This is a genomic window from Planctellipticum variicoloris, assembly GCF_030622045.1.
GTDB classification, from domain to species: Bacteria; Planctomycetota; Planctomycetia; order Planctomycetales; family Planctomycetaceae; genus Planctellipticum; species Planctellipticum variicoloris.
On record NZ_CP130886.1, the window covers coordinates 652,171 to 677,936 of the forward strand.

The 25,766-nt window shown below is 62.9% G+C and carries 21 protein-coding genes and 1 tRNA gene; 17 read left to right on the top strand and 5 right to left on the bottom strand.

Features of this window, described 5'->3' with window-relative positions; all coding sequences use genetic code 11:
- The first annotated feature begins 47 nt into the window (after nt 1-47).
- Entirely contained in the window at nt 48-485 is a 438-nt protein-coding gene (locus SH412_RS02555; protein ID WP_336521942.1) for a hypothetical protein, read from the top strand.
- Nucleotides 486-690: 205 nt separating this feature from the next.
- On the top strand, nt 691-828 hold the full coding sequence (locus SH412_RS02560; RefSeq protein WP_336521943.1) for a hypothetical protein: 138 nt from the start codon (nt 691-693) through the stop codon (nt 826-828).
- A gap of 24 nt (nt 829-852) precedes the next feature.
- Here the strand turns inward: SH412_RS02560 and SH412_RS02565 are convergent, their stop codons facing one another.
- A complete protein-coding gene (locus SH412_RS02565) occupies nt 853-1,581 on the bottom strand; it encodes an alpha/beta hydrolase (protein ID WP_336521944.1) in 729 nt (242 codons plus the stop codon).
- 361 nt (nt 1,582-1,942) lie between these two features.
- Here SH412_RS02565 and SH412_RS02570 point away from each other — a divergent pair, with 361 nt between their 5' ends.
- On the top strand, nt 1,943-2,578 hold the full coding sequence (locus tag SH412_RS02570) for a hypothetical protein (protein WP_336521945.1): 636 nt from the start codon (nt 1,943-1,945) through the stop codon (nt 2,576-2,578).
- Between the two features lie 335 nt (nt 2,579-2,913).
- Here the strand turns inward: SH412_RS02570 and scpB are convergent, their stop codons facing one another.
- Both scpB and SH412_RS02580 read right to left on the bottom strand, forming a co-directional pair.
- Complete coding sequence (gene scpB / locus SH412_RS02575) at nt 2,914-3,750, bottom strand: SMC-Scp complex subunit ScpB (RefSeq protein WP_336521946.1); 837 nt, start codon at nt 3,748-3,750, stop codon at nt 2,914-2,916.
- Nucleotides 3,751-3,923: 173 nt separating this feature from the next.
- Nucleotides 3,924-4,475, bottom strand: coding sequence for a hypothetical protein (locus tag SH412_RS02580; RefSeq protein WP_336521947.1), 552 nt, complete (start codon nt 4,473-4,475; stop codon nt 3,924-3,926).
- A gap of 660 nt (nt 4,476-5,135) precedes the next feature.
- Between SH412_RS02580 and SH412_RS02585 the strand changes: the two genes are divergently transcribed.
- The 10 genes from SH412_RS02585 (at nt 5,136) to SH412_RS02630 (ending at nt 17,964) form a co-directional block, all read left to right on the top strand.
- Nucleotides 5,136-6,224, top strand: coding sequence for a hypothetical protein (locus SH412_RS02585; protein WP_336521948.1), 1,089 nt, complete (start codon nt 5,136-5,138; stop codon nt 6,222-6,224).
- A 55-nt stretch (nt 6,225-6,279) separates the two neighbouring features.
- Nucleotides 6,280-7,233 (top strand): S1C family serine protease, encoded by a 954-nt coding sequence (locus SH412_RS02590; RefSeq protein WP_336521949.1) that lies wholly within the window; start codon nt 6,280-6,282, stop codon nt 7,231-7,233.
- 263 nt (nt 7,234-7,496) lie between these two features.
- Nucleotides 7,497-8,360 carry an FkbM family methyltransferase gene (locus tag SH412_RS02595; protein ID WP_336521950.1) on the top strand — a complete coding sequence of 288 codons (864 nt, stop codon included), beginning with the start codon at nt 7,497-7,499 and terminating at the stop codon, nt 8,358-8,360.
- A gap of 105 nt (nt 8,361-8,465) precedes the next feature.
- Complete coding sequence (locus tag SH412_RS02600) at nt 8,466-9,281, top strand: hypothetical protein (protein WP_336521951.1); 816 nt, start codon at nt 8,466-8,468, stop codon at nt 9,279-9,281.
- Nucleotides 9,282-9,555: 274 nt separating this feature from the next.
- On the top strand, nt 9,556-10,536 hold the full coding sequence (locus tag SH412_RS02605; protein ID WP_336521952.1) for a hypothetical protein: 981 nt from the start codon (nt 9,556-9,558) through the stop codon (nt 10,534-10,536).
- Nucleotides 10,537-10,639: 103 nt separating this feature from the next.
- Entirely contained in the window at nt 10,640-11,128 is a 489-nt protein-coding gene (locus SH412_RS02610; RefSeq protein ID WP_336521953.1) for a ComEA family DNA-binding protein, read from the top strand.
- 199 nt (nt 11,129-11,327) lie between these two features.
- Nucleotides 11,328-11,400: transfer RNA gene (locus tag SH412_RS02615), tRNA-Val, on the top strand.
- A gap of 530 nt (nt 11,401-11,930) precedes the next feature.
- Nucleotides 11,931-15,047, top strand: coding sequence for a DUF2309 domain-containing protein (locus SH412_RS02620; protein ID WP_336521954.1), 3,117 nt, complete (start codon nt 11,931-11,933; stop codon nt 15,045-15,047).
- A 53-nt stretch (nt 15,048-15,100) separates the two neighbouring features.
- Complete coding sequence (locus SH412_RS02625; RefSeq protein WP_336521955.1) at nt 15,101-16,501, top strand: proton-conducting transporter transmembrane domain-containing protein; 1,401 nt, start codon at nt 15,101-15,103, stop codon at nt 16,499-16,501.
- Nucleotides 16,498-17,964 carry a proton-conducting transporter transmembrane domain-containing protein gene (locus tag SH412_RS02630; protein WP_336521956.1) on the top strand — a complete coding sequence of 489 codons (1,467 nt, stop codon included), beginning with the start codon at nt 16,498-16,500 and terminating at the stop codon, nt 17,962-17,964. Before SH412_RS02625 ends, SH412_RS02630 begins: the two co-directional genes overlap by 4 nt.
- Before the next feature lie 89 nt (nt 17,965-18,053).
- Here the strand turns inward: SH412_RS02630 and SH412_RS02635 are convergent, their stop codons facing one another.
- Nucleotides 18,054-18,854, bottom strand: a complete 801-nt coding sequence (locus tag SH412_RS02635) for an FkbM family methyltransferase (protein WP_336521957.1) — start codon at nt 18,852-18,854, stop codon at nt 18,054-18,056.
- Nucleotides 18,855-19,231: 377 nt separating this feature from the next.
- Between SH412_RS02635 and SH412_RS02640 the strand changes: the two genes are divergently transcribed.
- From SH412_RS02640 to SH412_RS02650, 3 genes are read left to right on the top strand one after another with little or no spacing between them, the layout of a single operon-like run.
- Nucleotides 19,232-20,494, top strand: a complete 1,263-nt coding sequence (locus SH412_RS02640) for an O-antigen ligase family protein (protein WP_336521958.1) — start codon at nt 19,232-19,234, stop codon at nt 20,492-20,494.
- Complete coding sequence (locus SH412_RS02645; RefSeq protein WP_336521959.1) at nt 20,491-21,768, top strand: hypothetical protein; 1,278 nt, start codon at nt 20,491-20,493, stop codon at nt 21,766-21,768. Before SH412_RS02640 ends, SH412_RS02645 begins: the two co-directional genes overlap by 4 nt.
- 39 nt (nt 21,769-21,807) lie before the next feature.
- Nucleotides 21,808-22,749 (top strand): glycosyltransferase family 2 protein, encoded by a 942-nt coding sequence (locus tag SH412_RS02650; RefSeq protein ID WP_336521960.1) that lies wholly within the window; start codon nt 21,808-21,810, stop codon nt 22,747-22,749.
- A 326-nt stretch (nt 22,750-23,075) separates the two neighbouring features.
- Here the strand turns inward: SH412_RS02650 and SH412_RS02655 are convergent, their stop codons facing one another.
- On the bottom strand, nt 23,076-24,455 hold the full coding sequence (locus SH412_RS02655) for a phenylacetate--CoA ligase family protein (RefSeq protein WP_336521961.1): 1,380 nt from the start codon (nt 24,453-24,455) through the stop codon (nt 23,076-23,078).
- A gap of 214 nt (nt 24,456-24,669) precedes the next feature.
- Between SH412_RS02655 and SH412_RS02660 the strand changes: the two genes are divergently transcribed.
- On the top strand, nt 24,670-25,602 hold the full coding sequence (locus SH412_RS02660) for a sugar nucleotide-binding protein (protein WP_336521962.1): 933 nt from the start codon (nt 24,670-24,672) through the stop codon (nt 25,600-25,602).
- Nucleotides 25,603-25,766: the final 164 nt, after the last annotated feature.

Below are 25,766 nucleotides of genomic sequence, written 5' to 3' on the forward strand. Positions count from 1 at the left end.
TCAAGAATCCAACGGATCGCCCGTGCGATCCTCCGGGAGCCGATCCGATGAAGCGTATCGCCAGTTTGCTGCTGCTGTTGTCCGCCGCGGGCTGCATGGAATCGCTGGACAAGCAGGCCCAGAAAGATCCGAACTCCATCATCGGCAAGACGACGCAGAACATCGGCGAGTTCAAGCCGGAAGCCGGGGCGCAAGTCAGCGACAGCAAGATCCGCGCGACCGACCCGATCACCGCCCCGGTCAGCGCCTATGGCCCGATGCTGGAGCAGATCAGCAAGACGCACATCGCCCACGCCGTGAACCTGTACCATGCCACCAACGACAAGTACCCGGCGAGCCTGGACGAGTTCATGAAAGAGATCATCATTCCCAACAATATCAAGCTGCCGGTCCTGCCGGGCGGCAAGCAGTACCAGTACGACGTCGAAAACCACCAGCTCGTCGTGGTCGACGCGCCGGTCGAGGGCGCGAATCCGACGCCGTAAGGCGAATCGACTCGCAGACCGTAGGGCCGCGCGCGCCCGGCCGCCTTCGATGAGCGCGTCCCGATTCGATGTCGATGCTCGGAAGTCCGGTCACCCGACCTCTGGCGTCGAGAGGCGACATCTTGAGCCCCGAAGTGGGCGTCGGGCTGTAGCCACGGGTGAAACGGAGTCCGCCGACCGGCGGACGGAGTGCAACCCGTGGAACATGACGCCCTCGACAATCGCCCGGGAACGGGCGACGGAACTGCTCCTGTCTCCGAAGTCCGATCCTTTGGCTGCAGCAACGCTGGAATGCCTGGCCCGCGGGCTGCAGGTGCAGCCGGACGAGATCGCGACTTTCTGATTCCCACGTTTCCTCGCTCGATCTTCAGCACCCCGCCAGAAACTCCAACCACGCCACCAGCACCTCTTCCGGGATCTCGTGGCTTCCTGGAAACGGCGTGTAGGTCACCCGGCAGCCGGCGTCGCTGAACAGATCCCGCAGCGCCTCCGCCCCGCTGATCGGCAGCACCGGATCGTAGCTGCCGTGGCTGATGAAGACCGGCAGACCGGCCCGCTCCGCTGCCAGCCGCTTCCACTCGTCTTCACACAGCAGCGTCCCGCTTAACAGCGTCAGGCCCGCCGGGGACACCGGCAGCCGCAGCGCCACATCGGTGCTGACCATCGCCCCCTGCGAAAAACCTCCCAGCACAAACTGCGACAGCGACACTCCCGACGTTTCGCTCCAGATCTGCAGCGTTTCCGTCAGAGCGGCGCTGGCGACATCCAGCCCCGGCGGCACCGTTTTCCGGAGCGAGTCTCCCCGTCCCGTGGCCACCAGTTGCTGCAGGGCCATCACGTTGAGCTCCCACCAGGCGCGACCTCCCGGCAGACCCATCTCGGACATGTCCAGCGGTGCGGCGGGAAACAGAAACTGCACCCGCGCCGCCAGCTCCGGAGAGGCCCCCAGCACCGCCGGCCCCAGCCCGACCAGGTCCGTCCCCGGCGCACCGAAACCGTGGCAGAGCACAACGACCCGGTCGGGCGTCTGCCCCGGCGGGAGCTGATCGACCACCACACATTTCAGCGAACCAACTTTCACACTGCGCTGCGGCATCACGACCTCAATGTTCCGGGAGAATTCAAACGATCTGCAGAATCCCCGAACCGGCGGCGTTTCGCCAGCCCGGCGGACCTTGCCGATCCTGAAATCCGGACGCTGGAATCGTCGTCATCCCGATGACATCGCCGCTCATTGCGACCGCACCGTCCGGCAGTTGTCGCCGGCTGCCACTGAGACCCTGCGGTCGGCGCAAGGTCTTGCCGTCACTGCGATTGCAATTCGGCTCACATCGAGCCTCCTTCTGTGGCACGCGATGTGTAATGACTTGGAATTGTCGCGTGGTTTCCGGGCGGGACAGCGGTCGTCCGTTGTCCTGCCTCCGCGGGTTCTTTCGCACGACGTTCCGGAGGAAATGATGTCTCCCATCCGTCAATCGCTGGTCATCCTCGCCGCCACTCTGCTCAGCGGACCGTCGCTCGCCTGGGCGGCCTCGCCCCCGTCGACGACGATCCTGGTCCGCAACGCCCGGCAGTTGCATGCCATCGTCGATCGCGATTTCCGCGCTTCCCCGCTCTATCCGCAACTCTGTCAGGCGACCGAGCGGATCGAGCAGCGGGCGGAGTCGATTCGGAATCATCTCGGCCATCCCGCTTCACAGACCCAGATCCGGCAGAACCTGATGGAACTGGATGCCGCCGTCGCCAATCTCGACCAGCTCGTCGCCCAGCTCCCCGCGCGAACGGTCCTGCAGGCCCACCAGGCCAGCTATCAGAAAAGCGCCGCCGTGCAGGTCACCATCGGCAACGGCTACATCTACCAGGCGACGCCGACCTACCGTCCGCCGGCCGCCCTCAATCCCCGCGACATCGCCCGGCTGCAAAACGCCCTGGCTGACGTCGATACGGCCGCCGCAGACTTCAGTTGCGCTCTCTCCGCCTGGGAACGGACCATCCTCTGGGATCACGGCGGCTGGGACCGCCCGCGTCGCACGCCGGTCGTGCCGCCAGTCCCCTGGGGACTGAGCGACTCACGCCACCCGCAATGGCGGTAGCCATTGTGCCTGCATGGAATTGGTCGTCAGAGGAAACCACGAATGACACGAATTCGCACGAATGCGATTGGGAGCAATTCAATCGGAGAGATACCAGAACAAGATCATGTTCTGGCTTCAGCCGTAGAAACGTCGGTAATTATATGGCCCCGATCCCTCAGCGAACTTGCCCGTGATACTCGTAAGCCCTGATCTTCAGATTCATTTGTGTCGATTCGTGTGATTCGCGGTTGCGGTCTCTTTCCCGCACGAACCCACTCGCCGCCGTTCACGGCATCCACGCCCAACCCATCTCTGAGTCGGCACAAACCGGCCGTGCCGGCCGGCCGGGCCGGTTATTTGTAGAGGAGTTGTTCGGGGCGCGGGAGATCGTCCAGGCTGCCGATTCCGAACAGCGACAGAAAACGCGCCGTCGTCACGTACGGCACGTCTTTGGGGCGGTCGGGATGACGTTTGACGGCGATCAGCTCCCGGCGGAGGAGCTGTCTTAGCACCGGCCCGCACTGCGGCCGACCAAGATCCTCGATCTCTTTCTGGCTGATCGGCTGGTGATAGGCGACGACGGCCAGGATTTCGAGGACTTCCTGCGACAGACGGACCTCTTTGGGACCCTGCCCGTAGACCTTGGCCCGGATCCGGTCATAGTCCTCGTGCAGCGTGAGGCGATAGCCCCCTTCGACCAGACGGACTTCGTAAGGGCGATTCTCCGCGGCGTACCGGCGGTTCAGGGAGTCGATGAGCCGCTCGACCATCGCCACTTCCGCATCGGTCCGCAGCACCGACAGCAGCCGCTTCGCCGTCAGCGGCTGACCTCCGACAAACAGGCAAGCTTCGATAATCTGCTCGGGGGTGACGGTCGGTTCGGCAACGGCGGCCGCAGGCGGGGGGGAAGCCCGTTCGGTCAACTCTCTGGCGAGCTGCTGAGCGCCTGCAGAAACGCCTTCCTGAGGTGCAGCGACCGGACTGTTGTCTACGCCGTCCTCAGGGGCCGCCGGCGGGGTCGGGATCGTCGCCTCGGCGAATTCCAGCGTTTCCAGCGCCTTGCGATAGGCCGCTTCCAGGTCGTCGCCGGACCAGTCGGCCTCCGTATCGCTGTCTTCGAACGCGGCGAACGGCAGCCCGGTCGACTCCGCCGAGATTTCGTCGGGAAGATCGTCTTCGTTTTCCGTCATGCCGCTCCTCCTCCCCGTGCTGCCGATGAACGGGACTATCGGGCGCTTGTCGGAAACGGTCAAGACGGAGTCGTCTGACAGGATGCGACGCTGGCTCGATAAAAACGCAAAGAGCCGGTCGGAATGGCTTCCGACCGGCTCCTGAGGTGCATTGGCCACGCGGCCTGCGTGCATCAGTTGTTGTAGTTGACGATGACCATGCCCCGAACCGACGTAATGGCGACTTCGTAGCGCCCGAAGTCGTAGATCACCTTGTCGCCCTGGCGGCGGCACTTGATCTTCGGGCATTCGCACGGCGGAACGCAGATCTGCACGTTCACGCATTGCGGTCCGCACGTGTTGCAGGGATCCTTGCAAGGATCGGCCACCTGAACCACCATCGGAATGGCGCACGGGTGGATCTTGCGCAGATCGCGATAACGCACGTTCTCGTACAGGGCCACGGGACCCATGACCGAATTCGGCACGTCTTCATACGTCGGATACGCGTGTCCCGGCGGCAGCTCCTGCGGAGCATAACCGCTGCCGAGCGGCGCCGGCATTGGAACCGGGTCCAGCGCCCCCGGAATCGACGGGATCGGCGTCGGTGACGCCTGCCCGAGCAGAGCCGGTCCGCCGAATCCCAGGCTGCGCGAGTAACCGCGGAGCGCCGGACCCTCGGCGGCGACTGCGGCCGAAGCCACCGTCATCACGCAGAGCGTCCACATTGCAATTTGCTTCACCATCGAATTTGCTCCTTCCCTGACCGGAACGAGGCCCCTTTCTCCGCTGAAAGTCGCCCGTCCCCGTACCCATGACCCAGATTGTGACACACAGCCGAAACCCCACACCCGGACTTCAGCCGATTTGCCGCAAGCGTTGTGCCTGCAGGAGTAGTCGGCCAGATCGCGTCGAGGTTCGGCAGAAACTGCCGGTTCGTGGAGCGGTTTTCCTCAACCGCTGCCCTAGAGGCTTACTGGGAAAACTGTAGGGAGGCAAGCAATCGCCCGCAAATTCTCCCTGGAATCCCCAAGGCTCCACGTTGCCGTGACTCAACGTTCCAATTCCACCATCTGCCCGTTTCAAAAAAGCATCATCGATGGAATCCGCCACGCTTCTCAAAGACGGTTCATTACCCCTATTCGCCACAAACTGCGCCGTTCGTTCAGATTCGGTCTGGAACCCGACCGTCCGAAGGCCGGCATCGTCCACTCCGAACCCGGAATTGAACGTCATAACCATTTGCAGTTTGTGGAGATGAGATTGATTGGCCGTCGTTGTTGGGACATAATTCGTTGAACCGCACGCCGGAGCTGGTGGCAGAGCGGCTGGAAACAAATTTGGCCTCAGTTCGACGGCAGACGCGCTCGGCTGAGAGACATCTCCTTGCGAATCGGGATCGCGGAATGGCGGCTGTCAGCATTGGAACGTCCCGCAGATTGCTCGCATCCCTCGGCAGCGCACTCCTGGTCAGCCTGGCTGGCTGCGGCGGGACGGCGCCTCCCCCCGTCGCCGACGCCAAACCGGCTCCAGCACCGGCAGCCGCTCCGAGCGCTCCCGCCGCTGCGACGAGAGATCCGGCCGACAGCACTCCCCCTCCGAAAGTTGAGCCGGCCAATGGCGGTCGCAAATTCGTCGGAGACATCCCCTACGACGTCTTCTTCGACGACCCGCTGCAAGTCGTCGCCGATTCGACGAAGGTCGCGGCCGGGCCGACGGCGCCTGACATGAAGTCGCCGACCGAACCGGCGCCTGCCGCGGCTGCTCCGACTGCCACGGGCGGGAAGCACGATTGGGCCGCCCTGCTGACCGGCGACGATATCCAGCATGAAATCAAGACGGTCCGAAACCATCTGAATTCGTCGCTGCAGAATCTGGGAACCTACAATGCCGGCGTCAAAGATATCGCTGTCGACGGTGCCGTGATCGCCGGCCTGGCGCGGATTCTGTCGGAGACCCCCGACGAAGCGACCTGGAAGAAGAACGCCCCCCTGGTCGAGGAATACGGTCGCCAGATCTGGGACGCGGCGAGCGGGGCGAATTCGCTGGGTCGGGAATCGTACGAAAAGGTCCAGGCCGCCAACGAGCGACTGGTCGCTTCGCTCAGCGGCAATGTTCCGGCCGACGCCGGGACGCCCCCAGCCGACCGCACGTTTCATGAAATCGCCCACCGGAAGGGCTTGATGAAACGGATTGAACGGGCGTCCGAGTATCTGCGCGCCAACATCAACACGGACAGCAAACTGAAGAGCGAGCAGGAGAAAATTCTCCATGAAGCCGCGCTGATCGCCGCGTTCGGAACGGCGTGCGCACTTCCCGGCTATGAGTCCGCTGACGAAGAAGACTATCAGACGTTCGCCAAAGATCTGGTCGGAGGCGCCCAGGAAGTCCACGGTGCGGCGAAAGATCAGACCTACGAGAAATTTCAGTCGGGGCTCAACCGGCTTCTGAAAGCCTGCAACGACTGCCACGCCGGTTACGCCACCGGCGGCTGAACCCGCGCCGATTTCGAAGCGTCGACTGCCCCGCGACCGCATGGGAGTGTCTCTGATGAATCGACGACGTCTGTCCGGCCTCCTGGCTTCCATGCTCATCGCTGCGGCGTCGACCGCACAACCGTCGCTGCGCGCGGACGTCATCGAGCTCAAGTCCGGGCAGAAGCTGGAAGGGGATGTCCTCAAGGAACAGGCCGACGCGATCTACGTCGATATCGGCGTCGAAGTCGTCAAGGTGCCGCTGAACCAGATCCGTCAGCGGTCGGCGTCCGCCGGCTCCGCCAATCAGCCGCTGCAGGTCGAGAAGCATTCCCTGTACAAGACCGCCACACTGCCGCGGAAGAGCATCAAGGAGCTCGCCGAGCAGTTCGGTGCAGGGGTGGTGCTCGTGCAGACTCCCGGTGGACTGGGATCGGGGTTTATTGTCAACGAGAACGGCTACTGCGTCACGAACTACCACGTGATTGAAAAGGAAACCCGCATCGCGGCCACGGTCTTTCTCCGGACGGCGGATGGAGAGTTCAGCCGCCGACGGATCGACGACGTCAAAATCGTCGCTCTGAATCCGTTTTTCGACCTGGCGCTGCTGCAGATTCCCGTGCAGAAGGACATTCCGTTCAAGCCGGTGTACCTGTCGCAGAAAGACGATCTGCATCAGGGTGACGAAGTCTTTGCGATCGGAAATCCGCTCGGGCTGGAGCGTTCGGTCTCACAGGGGATCATCGGGACCACGAACCGCAATTTCAAAGGGATGGTCTTCATTCAGACCACGGCCGAGATCAACCCCGGCAATAGCGGCGGGCCGCTGTTCAACGCGCGCGGCGAGGTGATCGGCGTGACGAACATGAAGCTGTTGATGGCGGAAGGGCTCGGATTCGCCATCCCGGGGGCCTACCTCAAGCTCTTCCTCGACAACCACGAGGCGTTCGCCTTCGACCGGAACAATCCGAATTCGGGATTCCGCTACCTCGATGCCCCCCGTCGTAAAAACCCCGGCAATTCGCCCTGATCGACCAGTCGGGTTGTCCGCGTCGCGGTCGCCGGGGATTCCATCAGGAATCGCGAATCGAGTCTGCTCCTCCGGTTCGACGCGAGTCCCCCCAGCCTCTGTGCGAGTCGACGGGCTTCATTCCTCAGCCCCGGCAGGCAACGTCCCGAAACTGGTGCGTTCCCATATGTCCTGACTGTGATGCGGTTTGGGGTTTTCCTGTTTGAGCGAATCTGCGAGGATTCGCCTCCTGGATTGTGCCGTTCCATGGATGGAGCCCGGCCGTGCATCGAGCCGCTGAGCAACTGCGAGCCTATAATCGCTTCCGGCAGCGTTACCCCATGTGGGGCGCTCTGCTGCCGTGGGCTCGTCGCTCCGTGAAGGGATTTCTCCGGCGCAACGTCGTTCAGGAACTGATCCGCACGGACAACGACTTCCTGATTCCCGTCGACTCGTCCGAAGCGACGACCCGGCGCGTCCAGGTCCAGGGGAGTTTTGACTCGTCGCTGGAATGGATTATCCGTCGCTATGCGAAGCCCGGCACCGCGGCGGTCGATGTCGGCGCCAATCTGGGCTATCTGTCGCTGGTAATGTCGGATCGCGTCGGCAGCCAGGGCTGCGTCTATGCGGTCGAACCGAACCCGGCGCTTCACGGGTATCTCACACGGTTGCTGCAGTTGAACGCGATCGACAACGTGCAACTGGCCCGCTATGCCTGTTCGCAGGCTGCGGGGACGCTCCGGCTCGCCGTCGACCGCGCGGATCATACGCAATTCTGCATTTCCGAGGACGGCGGCTGCCAGGTTGAGGCCCTCCCCCTCGACAGCCTCCTCGCGTCCAACGCGCTGCCGGTTTCCCTGCTGAAAATTGATGTGGAAGGACACGAGTTCGAAGTGCTGGCCGGTGCGCGCGCCACGCTGCAGCGGCACCGCCCGACGGTGGTGTTCGAGACCGGTCTGCACACGTCCTCGCAGGTTGATTCGATCGGACAGATCCTGGAAGACGCCGACTATGAGGTCGTGGGCGTGATTCACGACTGGGGTGTTGACGAACAGCCGCTGTCGACCCGGATGACCACCCGATCGCACTGCAATGTTCTGGCGCTGCCTCGGAGCAGGTCGGCGGCCGTCGTGAGTCGCGCGGCGTGAGGTGCCTGGGTCCCGAGTGACTGGATCGGAGCATAGAGCGGCTTTCCTCGTGAAACCTTGAGTCCCGCAGTTTGGAAACCCGGAAGGGCAGTCAGGTTCTTAACAATGCAGCTCCTGAACTGGATGCGGACATGGCGCAGATCGCGACGACGGGAACGTCGATGCGCCGAGGAACGTCTGCTCCTGGACCGGCTGGCGCAGGTTGCGGGGGAACCGGGAGGGGACTGGGGCGGGCGAGTCATCACCGTGGTGCTCGGCGGAAAACCCGATCCGCTCCGTCCGCAGCGGACGCTGGGAGACTTTGCCCAGTACATCCGGCCGTGGTGGAGCTCGATGCATCGCGTCGGGCTGCGAGGAACCATCCTGCACGACTCGCTCCCCGATGAGTTCGTCGAAACACAGGCTTCGCCCCTGGTGAACTTCGTCCGCGTTGAGCCGCAGGACTGGCCGCTCTACCACGAGCGACACCGGCTCATCCGCCAGCATCTCGACCGGCTGGACGACGAGTTCGTGCTGATCACCGATGTCTCCGATGTGGCGTTCCGCCGAAATCCCTTCGAGTTCCTGCGGACTGCGGGGGCCGGCCGATTTGCAATCGGATCCGAACCGCAAACCATCCAGCAGAGCCGGTTCATCCGCCAGGAGATGGATCGTCAGTTCGGCCGGGTGCTCCATCCGGATCGACCGCTGCTGAATCCAGGGATTCTGGGGGGGCGGCGGGAGCGTGTCGTCGAAGTGCTCGACGCGTTTCTGGAAGAGACCGCGGCCAGGGCGCCGGACCTGAGCGGGACCGACATGAGCCTGTTCAACAAGGCCATTCACGACCGGTTCTGTCCCGAGGACTGGCTCACCGGGCATCCGCTCCATTCGAAGTTCCGGAGCTGGGAATTCGACACCACGGCGGCGATCATTCATAAGTGACGCTGCGGTGAGGCGCCGCTCTGAAGTGCGATCGCGTTTCGGCCGTTTCTGCCGGAGTCGCTTCGCGGTCGGTCGACGATCCCGTCCGCTCGTTCGGGAGGGGAATTTCCCGCCAAACCGGTCTGGAGGTGAACCGCCTCGATGACTAGAATCCGCCGCCATTTTGCCGATCCGACGACATCGGAGGATTGGTCGAGTTTCCGAACGACGACTGCCGTCCCGACGGCAGGAGCATGCGGGCCGCTTTCGGTCACTTCAGAGGATCTACTCCGCCATGACGGCATTCCGATTCTCCCTTGCCATCCTGCTGTGCGGGATCTCGATCAGCGCGCTCCCCGCTCAACAGCCCCGGCCGCGCGGAAACGGCGGCGTGCCTCAACAGCCGGTGCGACAGGAACGTCCTCTCCCGCAGTTGAATACCGTCCCCGTCAAGCGGCAGCCGATGGACCCGCAGCTTCGAATCCTGCTCGACAACTGGGGTGAAAGCTCGGAGAAGATCCGGGAACTTCGCGGAACACACCAGAGACAGGTTTTTGACCATGTCTTTCAGGTCGAAAAACGATCGGTCGGACACTTTTACTACGTCTCACCGGATAAGGGCCGGATCGACCTCCAACCGACGAAGCTCGAGGCGAACGAGAAGTCCAAAGCAAAGAGCAAAGAGGGAGTTCCCTATGCGCTGGCAGCGGATCGGGCGGAGCGCTGGATCTGCACCGGGAAAGAAGTGCTGACGATCAACGACGAAGCCCGCGAGTACGAAGTCTTTCCGCTCCCTCCGGACCTGCAGGGACAAAATATTATCAACGGACCGCTGCCCTTTCTGTTCGGGCTGAAGGCGAACGAGGCGCAGCAACGCTTCGATATGGAACTTCTCAGCAATGAGGCCGCAACGGCTCTGATTCTTGCCAAACCCCTCCGCCCGGACGATCAGGCGAATTATTCCGAAGCGAGAATCCTGCTCGACAAGACGACCTTCCTTCCAAAGGCTGTCCGGTTGCTGGACCCCTCGGGGAACCGGGAAACCCGTTACTGGTTCGATGGCCTTAAGCCGAACGATTCGAGCATCCGGAAGGTCGTCGAAGACTTGATGGGCAAAGATCCCTTCAAGCCGAGTCTCGCCAGGTACAAGGCGATTCAGCCGCCGCTGGTCGAGCAGCGCCGCGATGCAACGCCGCGCGAAAGTGGCCTGGCGCCTGCTCCTCGGAGCGCCATTCTGCCTGTCGACGGCAAGGGCCGAGTTCGCATCAACGACTGACGCGGTCGGTTCCTGACGGTTCCATCTTTTCACGGGTCCGATCGGCCGGTAGCATCAGGGACGTGCGATCACGTCGTTCTGTTGCGTTTACTGGTGGCCCCTCGTGAACACCGTCGCCCCGGCATTGCCAGACGTCGTCGCCCCGCCTCCCGCGAAGTCGACGGAAGTCGCTCTGCCACCGCAGACGACTCCGGAGAAGTCGCCCGTCGGCGCTGTCTGCTGGGGACTTTCGCAAGGCGATCGCTGGTTTCTTGGTGGATGCGGGGGGCTGGCGATCCTGCTGCTGGCCGCGCATCTGGCAATCAGGGACCGCTGGGGAACTCCGACCATTGAGGTCGCCAGCCTGCATCCCCGCGAGTGGCACTACTCCGTCGAAATCAACTCGGCCACCTGGGTGGAGTGGCTGCAGCTCCCTGACATCGGCGAGGCTCTGGCGCACAGGATTGTCGATGACCGCGATGAGCGAGGACCGTTTCGCAGCGTCGAGGATGTCTCCCGCGTGCGGGGCGTCGGTCCGAAGACGCTGGCGCAGATCCGTCCGTTCCTCCGTCTGGACTCCGACCCCGTTGCTGCGAACCCGGCTCCGCAATGACGTGTCTTCCGGAGACCGGTCGCGGCGGAAGGAGCGTATCAGACAGACCGGCAACGAGTTGCAGCAAATGGCGGTCATCGACCAGGACTCGCCGCCGGACGAAATAGGAGCCCCTCCCATGAGGAGTCGGGGTCCACACTTGCAGGCTCCTGCCGGAGCGGGTAACTCTATAACGTCCCGGCGTGTTGAGACGCTGGACGGGCGGTTAACTCAGTGGCTAGAGTGCCATCTTCACACGGTGGAAGTCACAGGTTCGAATCCTGTACCGCCCACTCCCGACCAAAATCCCTCCCGCTTCAACCGGGAGGGATTTTTTGTTGACGGGTGCCGCACGCGACCTTTGACCTCGCTGAGCCTCCGCGCCCGGCAGATTTATTGGATCTTGTTGTCCGTTTTTACGAACCATAACAAGCTCGTAAGTGTCGTGTCTGTTCCACATGAATTTTCCGGGATACGATGGCGGTTATCGCGGTCGTGCCTGCTCTTCTGCTACTCGGACTTTGTAGCGGTTTCAAAGTTTCCCGTCGGACGGGAACGCGGGTGTACGAATGGCGATGGTCTGTCGTTCCTGTGGATGACGCGTTATCTGCTGCGACAAGGGGGATCTCTGGCTGGCATCGATTGACTGCCGCACGCTTGCGGTTTCAGTCAGGGGCTGGCGTCGCTATTCGGATCTGTGCGTCCCCCCCGGTGAATCTGCACGGCCGCGTTTCTCTGCTGGCTCGCCGTCCCGAACGCGCTCCGAGAGTTTACGTTCGACGCATGTTCCGAGTCTTTGTCCTGTCCTGCGACGGAGACCTTGATGAGTACAGTGACCGAGCCGCGCCCGGCGAAACCCACTCCATCCGACCGGGCGACGCTCCAGGCGTCTCACCTTGAGCACGTCATCGGCTACGCCGCAAATCTGCTCCCCATTCAGGGGCCGATCACAGTCTTCGTGGCTTTGAACACGCTGCAGGCGCTGGAAAATCTTCCCTTTGACGAGGGTGTGCAGCACGGCGCCCGGTTGTTCGACTGCCAGCCTTACTTGCCCGAGCAACGCTACCGCGAAGCGCTCTTGAGGGGCCGGATTCGTGTCGAGGATCTCGAAGCCGTCCTGCGACAGGATCTCGGATCGGACGCCGATCAGCACGTGTTCGACGACGAATCCCGCTTCGATCTCCGTCTGGCGATGCTGCGCTACGGCCTGCAGACCGCCCCGGCGGCGGAACTCCGCTGGTTCATCGGACAGACCGACGCCCTGGCGTATTTTCGGCGAGAAGTCTCCCTGCAGTCCCGCCAGGAAATGATCGACGACACGCGACGCTGGGTCATGCGCGACCTGCGCGTGGCGCTGCAGCCGGACCATGCTCCCGATCCGCATGACCGCCAGTTCCCCCGCGCAATCCTTGAGCTGATACAGCGGTTCGGCGGGTCGTCCATTGAGCTGTGGAGCGACGAAACCTGGGAAGCCTTCACGCTGCAGGCGTTGCTGCGGATCTGCCGTGGCGGCGTGCATGGCGTGCGAGGTCACTTCGAGCCGTCAGCCTGGCGCTCCCGTCCGCGGGACCTGCTGCTGGAAGCCACCGGATTCGATACGGATCTGCTGGTTCACGAGGTGTTGATCAAGTTCTGCGCCGGATTTCTCGATCAGGGAATTTCCAACTGGCCAATGCCGCACCGGGACGACGGATTCTTCCGCGCGTTCGTGGCCATGTACGGCCAGGGGGGCGGGCCGCCGGATCGGTGGCGCGAATCGCTTCCCGCCGAGTTGCAGCGGATCAAAGCGGCCGGGCTCAGCCCTCTGGAGTCGATTGCCGAGTCTCTCAAGCTGCTCGGCGTCCCCGAACCGGAATGGGCGCCCTTCATTACCAGCACGCTGCTCGCGCTGCGCGGCTGGGCCGGGATGATTCACCAGGTGGAAACGCGACCCGACCGGGTGGCGATTCCGGCCCCTCCGGGGACGCTGGTCGAGTTTCTGGCGGTCCGGCTGATCCTGGAGCGGATTGCGCTGGCCTACGCGGCCGGCAAGCATCTCAATTTTCGGGGACCGCTCAGCGAGGTGAGCGATGCCGCTCACGAGCGGATTCCCCGCCACGAACCGGTCAGTCTCGATCAGCGCGCCTTTCAAGTCTTCCAGCTCGCTCAGTTGCTCGACTGGAAGCCGAAGCATCTGCAGTCGCTGAGCAAGTCGGAATGGGCGCGGCTGGTTCCGGAGATTGAAAAATTCTCCAGCATGGAGCGCCGCCGACTGTTCAGCCGGGCCTACGAACGGCGCTACCGGCTGCGGACTCTCGACGCGATTTCAGTGCACTCGGCCGGCGGTCTACGACGTTCGTCCGGTTTGCGGTTTCAGACGATTTCATGCCTGGACGATCGCGAGGAGTCGTTTCGCAGGCATCTGGAAGAACTTGCACCCGACGTCGAAACCTTTGGCGTCGCGGGATTCTTCATGGCGCCGATGTACTACCGGGGCGTCGCCGACGCCCATTTCGTCCCTCTGTGCCCGATCGTCATGCGCCCGCAGAACTGGGTCTCCGAAGAAGCCGTCGACGCCGCCGACGGGAACTACGCGCGGCAGGTCAAAACGCGACGTCTGCTCGGCACCGCCACCCATCAACTGCACCAGGGCACGCGGACCTTTGCGGGTGGAGCGCTGCTGACGGCGGCGCTGGGACCGCTGGCTTCGATTCCGCTCGTCGCCCGCGTCCTGTTTCCTCGCATGGTGGCCCGCTTGCGGCAATCGGCCCGCCGGCTGGTCCAGCCTCCCACGACGACGCGACTGCAGCTCGAACGGACCGATCCGACGCCCGGCCCCGAAAACGGGCACGTCGGGTACAACCTCGATGAAATGGCGAACATGTCCGAGCGACTGCTGCGGGACATCGGATTGACCGTCTCGTTCGCGCGGACCGTCATCGTCATGGGGCACGGATCGGACAGCGTCAATAATCCCCACAAGGCGGCGTACGATTGCGGCGCCTGCGGCGGCTGGGCCGGCGGACCAAACGCCCGGGCAGTCGCCCAGATGCTCAACGATCGCCGAGTCCGGGAAAAGCTGCGCGATCGCGGCATCGACATTCCGCCGGAGACGGTCTTCGTCGGCAGCCTGCACGACACCTGCAACGATTCCGTCATCTATTTCGATCTCGAACGGATGCCGGAGCGGCACCGCGCCGAATTCGATGAGATCCGCGAAATCATTGAACAGACCCTCGACCGCAACGCCCACGAGCGCTGCCGGAGATTTCAGTCCGCACCGCTGTCGCTTTCGTTCGCCGAGGCGCGCCGCCATGTGGAGTCCCGCGCGGAAGACCTCGCCCAGCCGCGCCCCGAACTGGGGCATCAGTCTTTGACGATGTGCATCGTCGGGCGGCGGGAACGGACCCGCGGACTGTTTCTGGATCGCCGGGCGTTTCTGGCGTCCTACAACCCCGAGCAGGACGACGCCGAATCCTCGACGCTGACCCGCGTTCTGCTCCCGGTGTTCCCGGTCTGCTCCGGGATCATTCTCCAGTATCACTTCTCGCGAACGGATTCGCCCGGATGGGGCTCCGGCAGCAAGCTCCCCCACAACGTCACCTCGCTGCTGGGGGTGATGGACGGGGCGGCGAGCGACCTGCGCACCGGACTCCCCTGGCAGGGGGTCGAAATCCATGAGCCGATGCGACTGCTGATCGTCGTTGAGACGACGCCGGAGCGGATGACAAAAATCATGGAGCGGAATCCGAGCATCGATCAGCTCGTGCGGAACGAATGGGTCCAGCTTGCGATTCTCAATCCCGACTCGTCTCAGATTCACGTTTACAATCGCGGGAAGTACGAGCCCTACCGGCCGACCACGACGGAGCTGCCGCAGGTGACTTCGTCGGTCGACTGGTACCGCGGCTGGCGCGACCATCTCGAATTCGCAGAAATCGTTCCTTCCCCGCCAGTCTGAACTCGCCTCTCCTCCGCCGGTCTCCCCGCCTGTAACGCTCCGGAATGTCTTTCATGCTCGATCAGCCGCTGATTCCAGTTCTCCTGGGCCTGGTGGTCGTCGCGACGCCATTGCTGCTGGTCCTGGTGCTCGGTCTGTCGTCGCTGTTCGATCGACCGCTGCAGGAGCGGACGACCGGCCGCTGCGTGCAACTGGCGAGCTGGATCGGGCTGGTCGCCAGCCTGGCGATGCTGGCGTGGATGCTGTCGACCGGCGCGCGGTACGTGCCGATCGAGCCGGGGAACTGGGTGGCGATCGAACATGGACATTCTCACTACCATTTTGAATTCAAATTCGTCTTCGACCGCCTGTCGGTCCCGTTCGTCATTCTGACGTTCGTGCTTTGCGGCACCATCGGCGCCTTCGGGACCAAGTATCTGCACCGCGAGGCGGGCTTCAACCGGTTTTTCGTGCTGTACGCCTTCTTTCTGCTCGGAATGGTGGTCGCTTCGCTGGCGGGGACGATTGAAACGCTCTTCACCGGGTGGGAACTCGTGGGACTTTCTTCCACGCTGCTGGTCGCCTACTACCACGAACGCCCGGCGCCGGTCCGGAACGGATTGCGGGTCTGGTGCGTCTATCGCGTTTCGGATGCGGCGCTGCTGATCGCCGCGGTGGCGCTCCATCACCTGCGCGGCGAGGGAGACTTTTCGCTCCTCGCCGGCCAGGGCTGGCCCTACGGGCAGGCGGGGCTCACCAGCAACGAAGCGCTGTTTATCGGCTTGCTGCTGCTGCTGGCGGCCGCGGGAAAGTCCGCGCTCGTCCCGTTTTCGGGCTGGTTGCCGCGGGCGATGGAAGGTCCCACCCCGTCCAGCGCCGTGTTCTACGGAGCACTTTCGGTGCATCTGGGCGCCTTCCTCCTCCTGCGCTTCAGCCCGCTGCTGGATCTGTCGATCGGGCTGCGGGTGGCGGTGATCTGCGTCGGCCTGGTGACGGTCGTCTTTGCGTCGGTGACAGCCCGCGTGCAGACCGATATCAAGAGCGCCCTGTCGTTCGCCTCGCTGACCCAGGTCGGCATCATCGTCGTCGAAATCGGCTGCGGGCTGCGGTACCTCGCGCTGGCGCACATCATCGGACATGCCTGCCTGCGGACGCTGCAGTTCGTCCGGGCTCCGATGATTCTGCAGGACTACCGGAACATGGAAAACGCGATGGGCAGCCGCCTGCCGCGGCTGGCCAGCACCTGGATCCTGCTGCTCCCCGATCGCGGCCGGGACTGGCTCTATCGCTTCGCGCTCGAACGCGGCTACCTGGACGCCATTCTGACCGACTACGTCGTCGAACCCGTCCTGCGCGTGTTTCGCTGGTGCGACCGGATGGAACGACTCTGGACGGACGGACTGTCCGGCGGCAGCTCCCGGGAATCGGATCGCGTACAGCCGGGCGCCATCGGCCCGATTGAGGAGACCCTGTGAATCATCTCCATTTCGCCTGGCTGGAAGCCGCGATCTTATTGCCGCTCGCAGGGGCGCTGGCTGTGTTTCGGATGCGCAATCCGATTCAGGCCCGCCAGACGAGCGTGCTGTTCTCCGGGCTGGCGGCCATCTGCAGCATCGGGGCGTGGCAGGACTTCTTCACGCTCCACGCCGAGGTGGCCAATGACCGCTGGGATCTCGTTTCGCAGATCTGCGGCGCCCGCTACCTGGTCATCGACGAATTCAGCGCTCCGCTCCTTCCGCTGGTGGCTCTGCTCTACTTTCTGACGATCCTGGCGACGCTCAGCACCAAACTCAAACGGTTCAGCTTCGCCTGGACCCTGGTGTCCGAGTCGATCGCGCTGGCCACCTTCAGCACGTCCGAACCCCGCCTGCTGATCGTGCTGCTGGCGCTGGCGGCCATCCCCCCCTACTTCGAACTGAGATGGCGCGGCAAGCCCACGACGGTCTACGCGCTGCATATGGCCCTGTTCGTGGGGCTGCTGATGCTCGGCTGGCACTTCATCGAGTCCGAAGGGGCCACGTCCCGAGAGCATTCCCTGATGGCTCTCCTGCCGCTGTTGCTCGCCATGCTGATCCGGAACGGCATGGCCCCGTTTCACTGCTGGATGACCGATCTCTTCGAACACGCCACCTTCGGAACCGCGCTGCTCTACGCCACGCCCCTCGTCGGCGCCTACGCCACCGTCCGACTCGTCCTGCCAGTCGCCCCCGACTGGATCCTCCGCTCCATGGGCCTCATCGCCATCTTCACCGCGGTCTACTGTTCCGGCATGGCGCTGATCCAGCGCGAAGCCCGCCGGTTCTACACCTACCTGTTCCTCAGCCACTCCGCGCAGGTCCTCGTCGGGCTGGAGGCGGCGACCAGCCTCGGACTCGCCGGCGGCCTCAGCGTCTGGCTCTCCGTCAGCCTCTCGCTGGGGGGCTTCGGCCTCACGCTGCGCGCCCTGGAGGCCCGTCGCGGCCGCCTGTCGCTGGCGGAGTATCAAGGACTCTACGAACACGCGCCCGCCCTGGCGGTCTTCTTCATTCTGACGGGTCTGGCCAGCGTCGGCTTCCCCGGAACCTTCGGGTTCGTCGGCACCGAACTGCTGATCGACGGCGCCGTCGCCGCCTATCCCTTCATCGGCATGGCCGTCGTCCTCGCCGCCGCGCTGAACGGAATCGCCTTCGTCCAGGCCTACTTCAAACTGTTCACGGGGACTTCTTACACATCGTCCGTGCCGCTGAAGATCGGCAGTCGCGAAAGGTTTGCGGTGCTGAGCCTCGCGGCGCTGATCCTGGGAGGCGGCATCTTCCCCCAGCCGGGAGTCGCCTCGCGCCACCACGCGGCAGTTCACATTCTGGACCACCGCTACAACCGGTCCGGAACGCCGCACGAAGGCGTGCATCAGGAGCACGAAGCGGCCGATCCGCGGAACTCGACCCCGCTCGCCCATTGAGACGCCGGGCAGTAAGGTCGCTCCGAAACGGGGTTCCCGATGACTTTGACCGGAAGTCGCTGCGAAGAAGGTACGGGACGTCTGGTGTCTCACGCAGCTCGGCGGCGATTCGCTTGAGCCGCATGGACCGACGAAACATCACGTACTGCCAGCGTATTGTATGATGCGCACGAGATCTCGCCGTCCGCCAGATTGTCTGCGTCGAAGAAGTGGTATCCGCACGACTTCAGCAGTTGAGTGACGGCCTCGATGTGATCTGCGAAGACTTCGCACACCACTGTGGGGCTTGCGGTCTTCAGGAGCTCAAGGCCGCCTCGGAGGACGTCGACTTCCGCTCCTTCCACGTCAATTTTTAGAACGTTTGGCGCCGGGAATCGCTGAGCCAGCCAGTCGAGCGTAACCATCGGAACCAGGGATTCGAAGCGGACGCCGCCGGTCTCTGCGCCTCCCGCAGAACTCTTCAGATGGTTGCTGCTCCTCCCCCGCTCTGCAATGCAGAATCGGGCAACGTCGATTTCGGCGCCCGTTGCCAGCGGCAACACTTCGACGGGAGCCCGCAAAGGCAGTTCCAGCCTTGCGGTTCGCTGCAGCAGCCCGACCAGGAAAACATCCGGTTCGACCGCTAGAACTCGCCCGGTCTGTCCGGCCTTTCCAGCAGCGGCGAAGGCGAACGCTCCCACGTTGGCGCCGATGTCCCACACCACGTCTCCTTCCGAGACTGCGGCCTCGACCCAGTCGAACAGCGACGAGAACGTCGTTTCCAGATCGCGCTTCCAGTACGACAGCGCTGAATCGGGAGATACGAAAATGGCCCCGCCGCCGACTCGCTGCGGGAGAGTTCGCCGAATGACGACTTCGCGGTTGATCAGCTCGGCAAACTTCCGAAGCATCAGAGCTTTCCTTGGCGGGACCAGAACTTGCGGCAGGGCCGGCGACTTTCACCCGTGTATCAGACGTGCGAACGAGGCGTCAATCCGTGTTTGGCCGGGACGTGAACTCGCCGGGCGGGGCGCCGTGAAACTGGTCTTGCCCCCCGTGTCGACCTGAATTATGGTCCGGCCGATTCTGCCGGTGTCTGCGCCGTGCCGCGATCGCGATGGAGACTTGCCAGGACTCAGGCCGGCGGAAACGGTTGCCGATCCGGAATCGCAATGCTCGGCAGCAAGCCTCGGGCAGCATTGGAAGGCGGGCCTTGAATCGTTCTCAACCACTGTTGCTCCCGGCACGTCGAGCGGTCCTTGCACCGCCGACTGGCGCGCCGGCGCCCGTGGTCCGTCGTCGCCCTGTCATCCGTACCGCCGGCGCTACGAGTCCGCGGCGCTGGGGGATTCGAGAGAAATGGCAGTGGACGACGCTGATTCTGCTGGCGCTGTTGCCGCTGATTCCTACCCTGGATAGTCCTGTCTCGATCGTGTTCGGGCTGTCGTTCGGCGTCCTGATCCTGAAGAATCTTCGCACCCGACCGAGGTACCGAACGACGCCGGCCAGCACGTATCTCCTGGCCGCGTTCTATTTTCTCTCGCTGATCTCACTGATCACGGCGACCGGCCAAGGGACGGAATTCGCCGTCTGGCTCCGCGGCTTGATCCCCTTTTTATTCTTAACCTCTTATACATGTCTTCAGGGCTTTGGCTCGCTCGATGATCTGCAGGACGCACTTGACGGAATTCAGTTGGCGGCCTGCATCTGGGCGGCGAAAATCCTCGTCGTGTGCGGTCCGGCGCTGATCGACGTGATGACCGGTCAACTGGGGCGTCTGACTTACGCGTCCGCCGACACGCTGATACCGTTCGGACTGATTGGCTATCTGGTGGCGCTGACCAACCCCTCACCGCGCTTCTCCCGCTTCCGCTGGCCCCTGCTCGGACTCTTTGCCGTACTCGTTGTCACATGCGCGTACCGCAGTCACCTGATTCTCTGCGCCCTGGTCACGCTCGCATATCTCTACCGATCCGGGTCAATCGTGCTCATGCGAGTCGTCCTGGCGGCAGCATTCGCGGCGTTTCTGGCCGCAGTGTTCGCAGGTGACACCGTGCTGGCGCTGTGGAGCAAGATCTGGATTCGGTTTGAGATTGCGATCAACGCCAGCGACATGGGCGCACGGGGAGGAGAGATCCAGTATGCGTGGGGCGCGTTCCTGAAGTCTCCAATTTGGGGCAACGGCCTGGGGCATCAGGTCCCCGTTGAAGTTGTGCATAGCAATCTGAATGCGGCCGACCTCGAGATCGAACGCGAATCCGCTGGATATATTCACAACGTTGTCTTGTACATGCTGATGGATCTGGGCGTGCCCGGCCTGCTGGCCTATTCGCTGTTCGTCCTCGTGCCGATCTGCCGCGCCCTGAAATCGCTTCATCGACATGACCCGGTCCACGATATCCAGTTTTCTGCCATGTCAACTGCGGCCTGTCTGTTGATATACACAACATGCCAGGCTGCGTTTCGACTGGTCCAGTTCAACGTCGTGCTGGGGCTCCTGGTAGCGATCGTCTGCGTCTCCGAAAAGCTGCAGGGGCGCCCCCGGAAATGAAACGCGCGCTGTTCAGCGGCCTGGTGATCCGGTGGTGCGCCGGACTGACCGTGTTTACGACATTCGTGGCGCCGCGCTGGATCGGAACCGCGGAGTTCGGCGTCGCCGCGACGGTCATGGCCATTCCCTATCTCGTGCAGGGTTTTTGCGAACCCGTCGTCATGACGCTCGCCATCGCTCAGTTGGGCGCGTCGGACGGACGCTGCAAACTCGCTCGCGTTCGCAATGACGTAACGGGAGCGGCGGTCTTGGGAGCGATGGCGGCGTTTCTGTTTGCGCTCTGGTACGTCCCACCGGACTCGACATTCAATCCGGCGGCTTGCGGCGCTCTTGCAGCAGCGTTTCTGGCCCTCGCAACATGGAATACCTGGCTGATCGGTCTCGGCTATGCCTTGAAAGAACATCGAGTGCTGATGCAGACCTACGTGGCCTCGGGAATCGCCCAGCCGGTGATGTTGTGGTTGCTGCGCGGGTACGGAAGCGGGGCCTTTCTTCTGAGTCTGATCGTCAGTCAGCTTGCAGTTCTCGCGGTCCTGTGGAGCTCGCAGAATCTGCGGCGCGAATTTCGGTCTCTTCTCGCCGCAGTTCCGGCCGGCAGTCGCTCCGATTACATAGCGGCTGTTGCGCCTAGGATCTCAGTGCTGCTTTTGAATACCGGCACGGTGCTCCTCGCGGGCATTCTATACTCACCGGCACGCGTGGCTGGGTTTCGACTCTCTATTGGAGTCGCAGGGGCTCTGAACTTTCTCGTTCCGATCTCGCCGCAGATCCTGCAGTCGACATTGACGTCTGCCGACGCGTCCGGGCGGCGATCTGCGCGAATAGTGTTGACGATTTCGTTTGCAATTATGTGTGGCCTGTGCGGCGGTCTGTTTCTCTGGTCGGATGAACTGCTCGCCAGACTACTCCAGGAGAGATCCTTTTCTCCGATGGACGGAGCGATCTTTCTCGCAATGCCGTTCTTTCTGTTGATCCAGCCGCTATCGTCGTACCTCTACTCGACCGGGAGGGCGAGAATCACTTTGTGGGCCACGCTCGGATGTCTCACGGCATTCGCGGTCGGCACGATCTTCCTCGATCCCCGCCTCGCGTTCGCCGGAGGCGCGATTGTGCAGATCGCAGTCAGCCTGGCCCTGCTCGCCAGGGGAACCGCAACGGTGAACATCTGCGGCGCTGTCGGCCGGCCTGCGATCGAAGCTCAGTCCCGCAGCAGCCGCTCGTACGAACTTGTGAGAAGCGGGGCTCGGTTGGAACCGTCCCCTCCGCCGCAGTGATCCAGCTCAATTTCTATCTCTACGCAGTCGGAGTCTCCCGTGTCCATCAGCGTCATCATTCTGACGTTCAATGAAGAACGAAATATCGGAACCGCCATCGATTCCGTGGCAGGCTGGGCGGACGAAATCTTTGTTGTGGACTCGTACTCCACGGATCGAACTGTCGACATTGCTCTGTCGCGATCCGAGAGCGGAGTGAAGGTCGTGCAGCATACTTTCAAGAACTACTCGGATCAGTGGAAGTGGGCTCTGCGAACGCTCCCCTTGACCGGCGAGTGGACGATGAAGCTCGACGCTGATGAACGATTGACGTCCGTCCTCCGTGACGAAATCTCCTCCAGGCTCCTTGATGGTCCGTCGGAAAACCAGGGGGCTTATGTCCGCTGGAAAATGATGTTCCTTGGCAAGCCGATCAACTGGGGAGGAGTCTCGCGACACCACCACCTTCGCCTCTGGCGCACCGGCGCAGCAACGTTTGAGGATCGCGAAGTCAACGAACACGCCATCGTTCAGGGCAAGACGGTCTTTCTGAATGCGCAGCTCGAACATCACGACTATAAATCCCTCACGCTCTGGTTGAGCAAACACAATCGCTATTCCTCCATGGAGGCGGCCTGTCGATTCCAGGGCAACGTGACTGGAGGAGTCACGCCGCGCCTGTTCGGCACTCCCGAAGAACTGCGGATGTGGGTTCGCTGCCTGTCACTCCGTCTGCCGATGTGGCCGCTGATCCATTTCATGTTGCACTATGTCTTCCGACTCGGGTTCCTGGATGGCCGGATGGGGTTTCGCTTCTGGTTCCTGCGATCGGCTTTCGTGTACTGGATCGGCCTGAAGCTGCTGGAAACCCGGTTGACCGGGCAGTTGCCGGAGGTCGACTGGCCTCCGCGCGGAGCCGCTCATCCCCTGATTGCTCAAAGCGCCTTCCAGCGGCAATGCGATGATCGATCCGCCTCGGATCCGCCCGCGCGGGCCGCTTAGTTCATCCAGTGCGCCGGACGCTGACCGGCGGACGTCGGGCGCCAACCGCACTTGACCGGCACTCAGAAGGTCCGGTCGACAATCGGTTGTAATCAGCCCGCCGGAGCATTCGCACGGCGGGAACTGTCGGCCAATCCAACTGTCGATCCCACAGGATTATCGCTCACGGACAACGACGACTCGCCGCGATCAGCGTTGTTGTCATTCGACCGACTCTGATTCGTCGCCCACCGCTGTCGCATCAGTGTCGCTGGCTGCCGGGCGTCGTGAGCCGCCGCGCAATTGAGTATTGAACAATCTTCAAGACCCTTTCGGCCGGTCCAGGTCTATTCCCCCGGGATCTCGGAGATGACCGCCCGCTGCTTGCCGGACCGGGAGCGGTCCACGTGTTCCACCTCCACAAAGCGGAGCTCAATTTCGTGTCCGGCTCGATGTCGGAATTCGCGGGCCAAAGCATCGCGGTCGGCTTCGCCATAGCCTTGCAGGGGGACAATGCGAAACTCAACGGACTGCCTCGAGTTTTGATAGATCTGCATTTCCCGCACGTGGGTTGCGTACTCCATCACCTTTGCCATTCCGCTGATTCTGCGGCCATCTGGCGTCACGACGCAGTCGTAAGTTCGCCCATCAATACTCACGAAGCACGGCGACTGGCGCCCGCATGCGCACGGTCCCTCCAGACGCGTGCCGTAATCGCCGATCTCGTAGCGGATAAAGGGCATCGCCGGATTTCCCCAACCGGTCAGCAGCAGCTTCTGATGGCCGGCGTCGGGCTCCACTTGCGTCCCTACATGGCAGACTTCGACGTCGACATGGTATCTGCCCAGTTCGCACTTGGACATATTTCCCGCATACTCGGTGACGCCGTACTGATCTGTCACCGGAGCACCAAACACGCGACTGATGACCGCCTCCTGCCTGGGTAGCAGCGCGTCGGATCCGCACACGATGTGTTTCGGACGGTTGTAAAGCCGCAGGCCGGCGTCTTCCATCAGATTCGCCAGTGCGTACATCGCCGACGGATAGCCTGTAAAGAATTGAAAAGTCTCACGGTTCAAGTAATTCGCGACATCTTGGACGGTCTGCCGCGAGACGTGATATGCGCTCAGGTAGACGCGGCGATTCACGTAGTCCGTCCGCCAATAGGGCGGTCGGTTTTGATCGTGGCGAACCGGAACTCGCACGCCGAAACACAAATGCCGATCCAGATTCGTCAGGCCGAAACGAGCCTTATGCCGCCACCAGATCGCCCACTGCTGTGCGATGCCATCCGACGTCCGCATGATCGTCAGCGGGGTTCCCGTCGTACCGCTCGTGGTCTGAAGAATCAGCGAGCGGCGGGGGAATGCCGTTGAGACCAGCTCTGCCTGATGGTCCTTGACGAGCTGTTTCGTCAGGATCGGGAGCCGTTGCAGATCATCGACAGTGGCGATCCGGCGGATGTCGACTCCGTGCTCGTCATACCAACGCCGATAAAACGGAACGGTCTCATAAGCGTGTCGGACAATCGACGCCACCATGCGATTCTGATGGTCTGCGATCTCCGCCGCAGACCACCACTCCGTTCGCTTCAGCCGCTCCAGCTCCGCGTAGAAGTGCCGGCTGTACCGACTTCGAGCCAGCTTGAAACCATAGGCGGAGAAGATCGCATTCTGCAGAAACACCGGCAGACGATAGTACGCAGATTCCCACAGTGAGTCTGGCATCGGTGGATCCGTCCGTCTGGCAGTGGCGCGAAGTAGCGAACAACCGGCGGATAATATCGACCTCGCCGAGTCTGTCAATCTGTGAAACATGGCCCCGGAATTGCTCTTGGCGGCCGCTCTCCGCGAAATCTATACTCCCCGCCATTCCGAAGCCGCTCCGGATCAAGTCCGTCGAGCAGCTTCCATTCACACACTCGACGCAGGGAGGCGAAGCGTGCAAACAACGGTGATCGCGGGCGTAGATTCTGTCGTGGGCGCAAACCTGCTCGCGGAACTGCGGTCGCATGCGTCAGTTGCGGGAATTGTCACTTCCGGCCCGGCGATCACCCTCCCCGGCTGCAGCGTCGAGGTCTGCTCGGACCAGTCGACAGAAGCCGTTCGCCGGCTGCTGCAGCGGTTGCGGCCGTCGCGCCTCGTGGTCTGCGGCCCCGGCGCCGCGTCCTGCTGGGACGAATCGCTGCGACCATCGGCCGCCGGAGCGCAGCAGACGCGAAACTGGATTGAGGCCGCCGCCGTCGAGAATCTTCCGCTAACCCTGATTTCGTCCGACGCCGTCTTCACCGGGCCCTGGATGTTCCATCCTGAAACCAGCCAGAGCTGGTGTCCGTCGCCGGAGGCCGTCGTGCTGCGCCAACTGGAAGACTATGCCCTGGAGCAGTCGCCTCAGACGCTGATTCTGCGGACGCATGCCTTCGGTTGGACCCCCGGCGATCGAGGGGGATGGCTGGAGCGCATGGTCGACCGGTTGACGACCGGACATCCGCTCCCCGTGGACTGCTTTCGGCATGCCTCCCCCATTCTGGCTTCGGACATTCCCGAACTCCTGATCCGGATCTGGGCGGAAGGCCTGGCAGGCGTCTACCACCTTGCCGGCGCCGAGCGGATCAATCCGGTGACGTTTCTTCGGAAACTGGCCGTCCAGTTCGGGCTGCCGCAACCGCAGTTCGTTACCACGGAATCGCCGGCCAGTCGAGTTCAGGGCTTCGGCGGCGGGGAGACTTCGCTCCAGACCCGCAAGCTGCGACGCGAGCTCGGAGCGGGTCTGCCGTTGCTGACCGAAGGGCTCCGGCGGCTGTATCAGCAGCAGGAATCCGGCTATCGCGCATTGCTCCAGAACGCCGCCGGGCGTCCGAGCCGCGTCGCCTGACGACGGGGCGTTGAGCCATGGAATTCGAGGCGGCCTGCGAGATTCAGACGATCTCGCGGGCCGTCTGTTTTCCCCCTCCTCGTTCGCGGATTGCGTGATCTTCACAAAGTTCGGACCTGGTGGCGAACTTTGTCGGGGATCGTCGCTGCGCGGCCGGTCGGTCC

Bases quoted from the DNA above. Each gene is read 5' to 3' on its own strand.
- SH412_RS02645 (WP_336521959.1), top strand. From the start codon at position 20,491: ATGAAACGCGCGCTGTTCAGCGGCCTGGTGATCCGGTGGTGCGCCGGA.
- SH412_RS02560 (WP_336521943.1), top strand. From the start codon at position 691: ATGACGCCCTCGACAATCGCCCGGGAACGGGCGACGGAACTGCTCCTG.
- SH412_RS02580 (WP_336521947.1), bottom strand. From the start codon at position 4,475: ATGGTGAAGCAAATTGCAATGTGGACGCTCTGCGTGATGACGGTGGCT.
- SH412_RS02655 (WP_336521961.1), bottom strand. From the start codon at position 24,455: ATGCCAGACTCACTGTGGGAATCTGCGTACTATCGTCTGCCGGTGTTT.
- SH412_RS02555 (WP_336521942.1), top strand. From the start codon at position 48: ATGAAGCGTATCGCCAGTTTGCTGCTGCTGTTGTCCGCCGCGGGCTGC.
- SH412_RS02620 (WP_336521954.1), top strand. From the start codon at position 11,931: ATGAGTACAGTGACCGAGCCGCGCCCGGCGAAACCCACTCCATCCGAC.
- SH412_RS02625 (WP_336521955.1), top strand. From the start codon at position 15,101: ATGCTCGATCAGCCGCTGATTCCAGTTCTCCTGGGCCTGGTGGTCGTC.
- SH412_RS02570 (WP_336521945.1), top strand. From the start codon at position 1,943: ATGTCTCCCATCCGTCAATCGCTGGTCATCCTCGCCGCCACTCTGCTC.
- SH412_RS02565 (WP_336521944.1), bottom strand. From the start codon at position 1,581: ATGCCGCAGCGCAGTGTGAAAGTTGGTTCGCTGAAATGTGTGGTGGTC.
- SH412_RS02585 (WP_336521948.1), top strand. From the start codon at position 5,136: ATGGCGGCTGTCAGCATTGGAACGTCCCGCAGATTGCTCGCATCCCTC.
- SH412_RS02590 (WP_336521949.1), top strand. From the start codon at position 6,280: ATGAATCGACGACGTCTGTCCGGCCTCCTGGCTTCCATGCTCATCGCT.
- SH412_RS02605 (WP_336521952.1), top strand. From the start codon at position 9,556: ATGACGGCATTCCGATTCTCCCTTGCCATCCTGCTGTGCGGGATCTCG.
- scpB (WP_336521946.1), bottom strand. From the start codon at position 3,750: ATGACGGAAAACGAAGACGATCTTCCCGACGAAATCTCGGCGGAGTCG.
- SH412_RS02600 (WP_336521951.1), top strand. From the start codon at position 8,466: ATGCAGCTCCTGAACTGGATGCGGACATGGCGCAGATCGCGACGACGG.
- SH412_RS02635 (WP_336521957.1), bottom strand. From the start codon at position 18,854: ATGCTTCGGAAGTTTGCCGAGCTGATCAACCGCGAAGTCGTCATTCGG.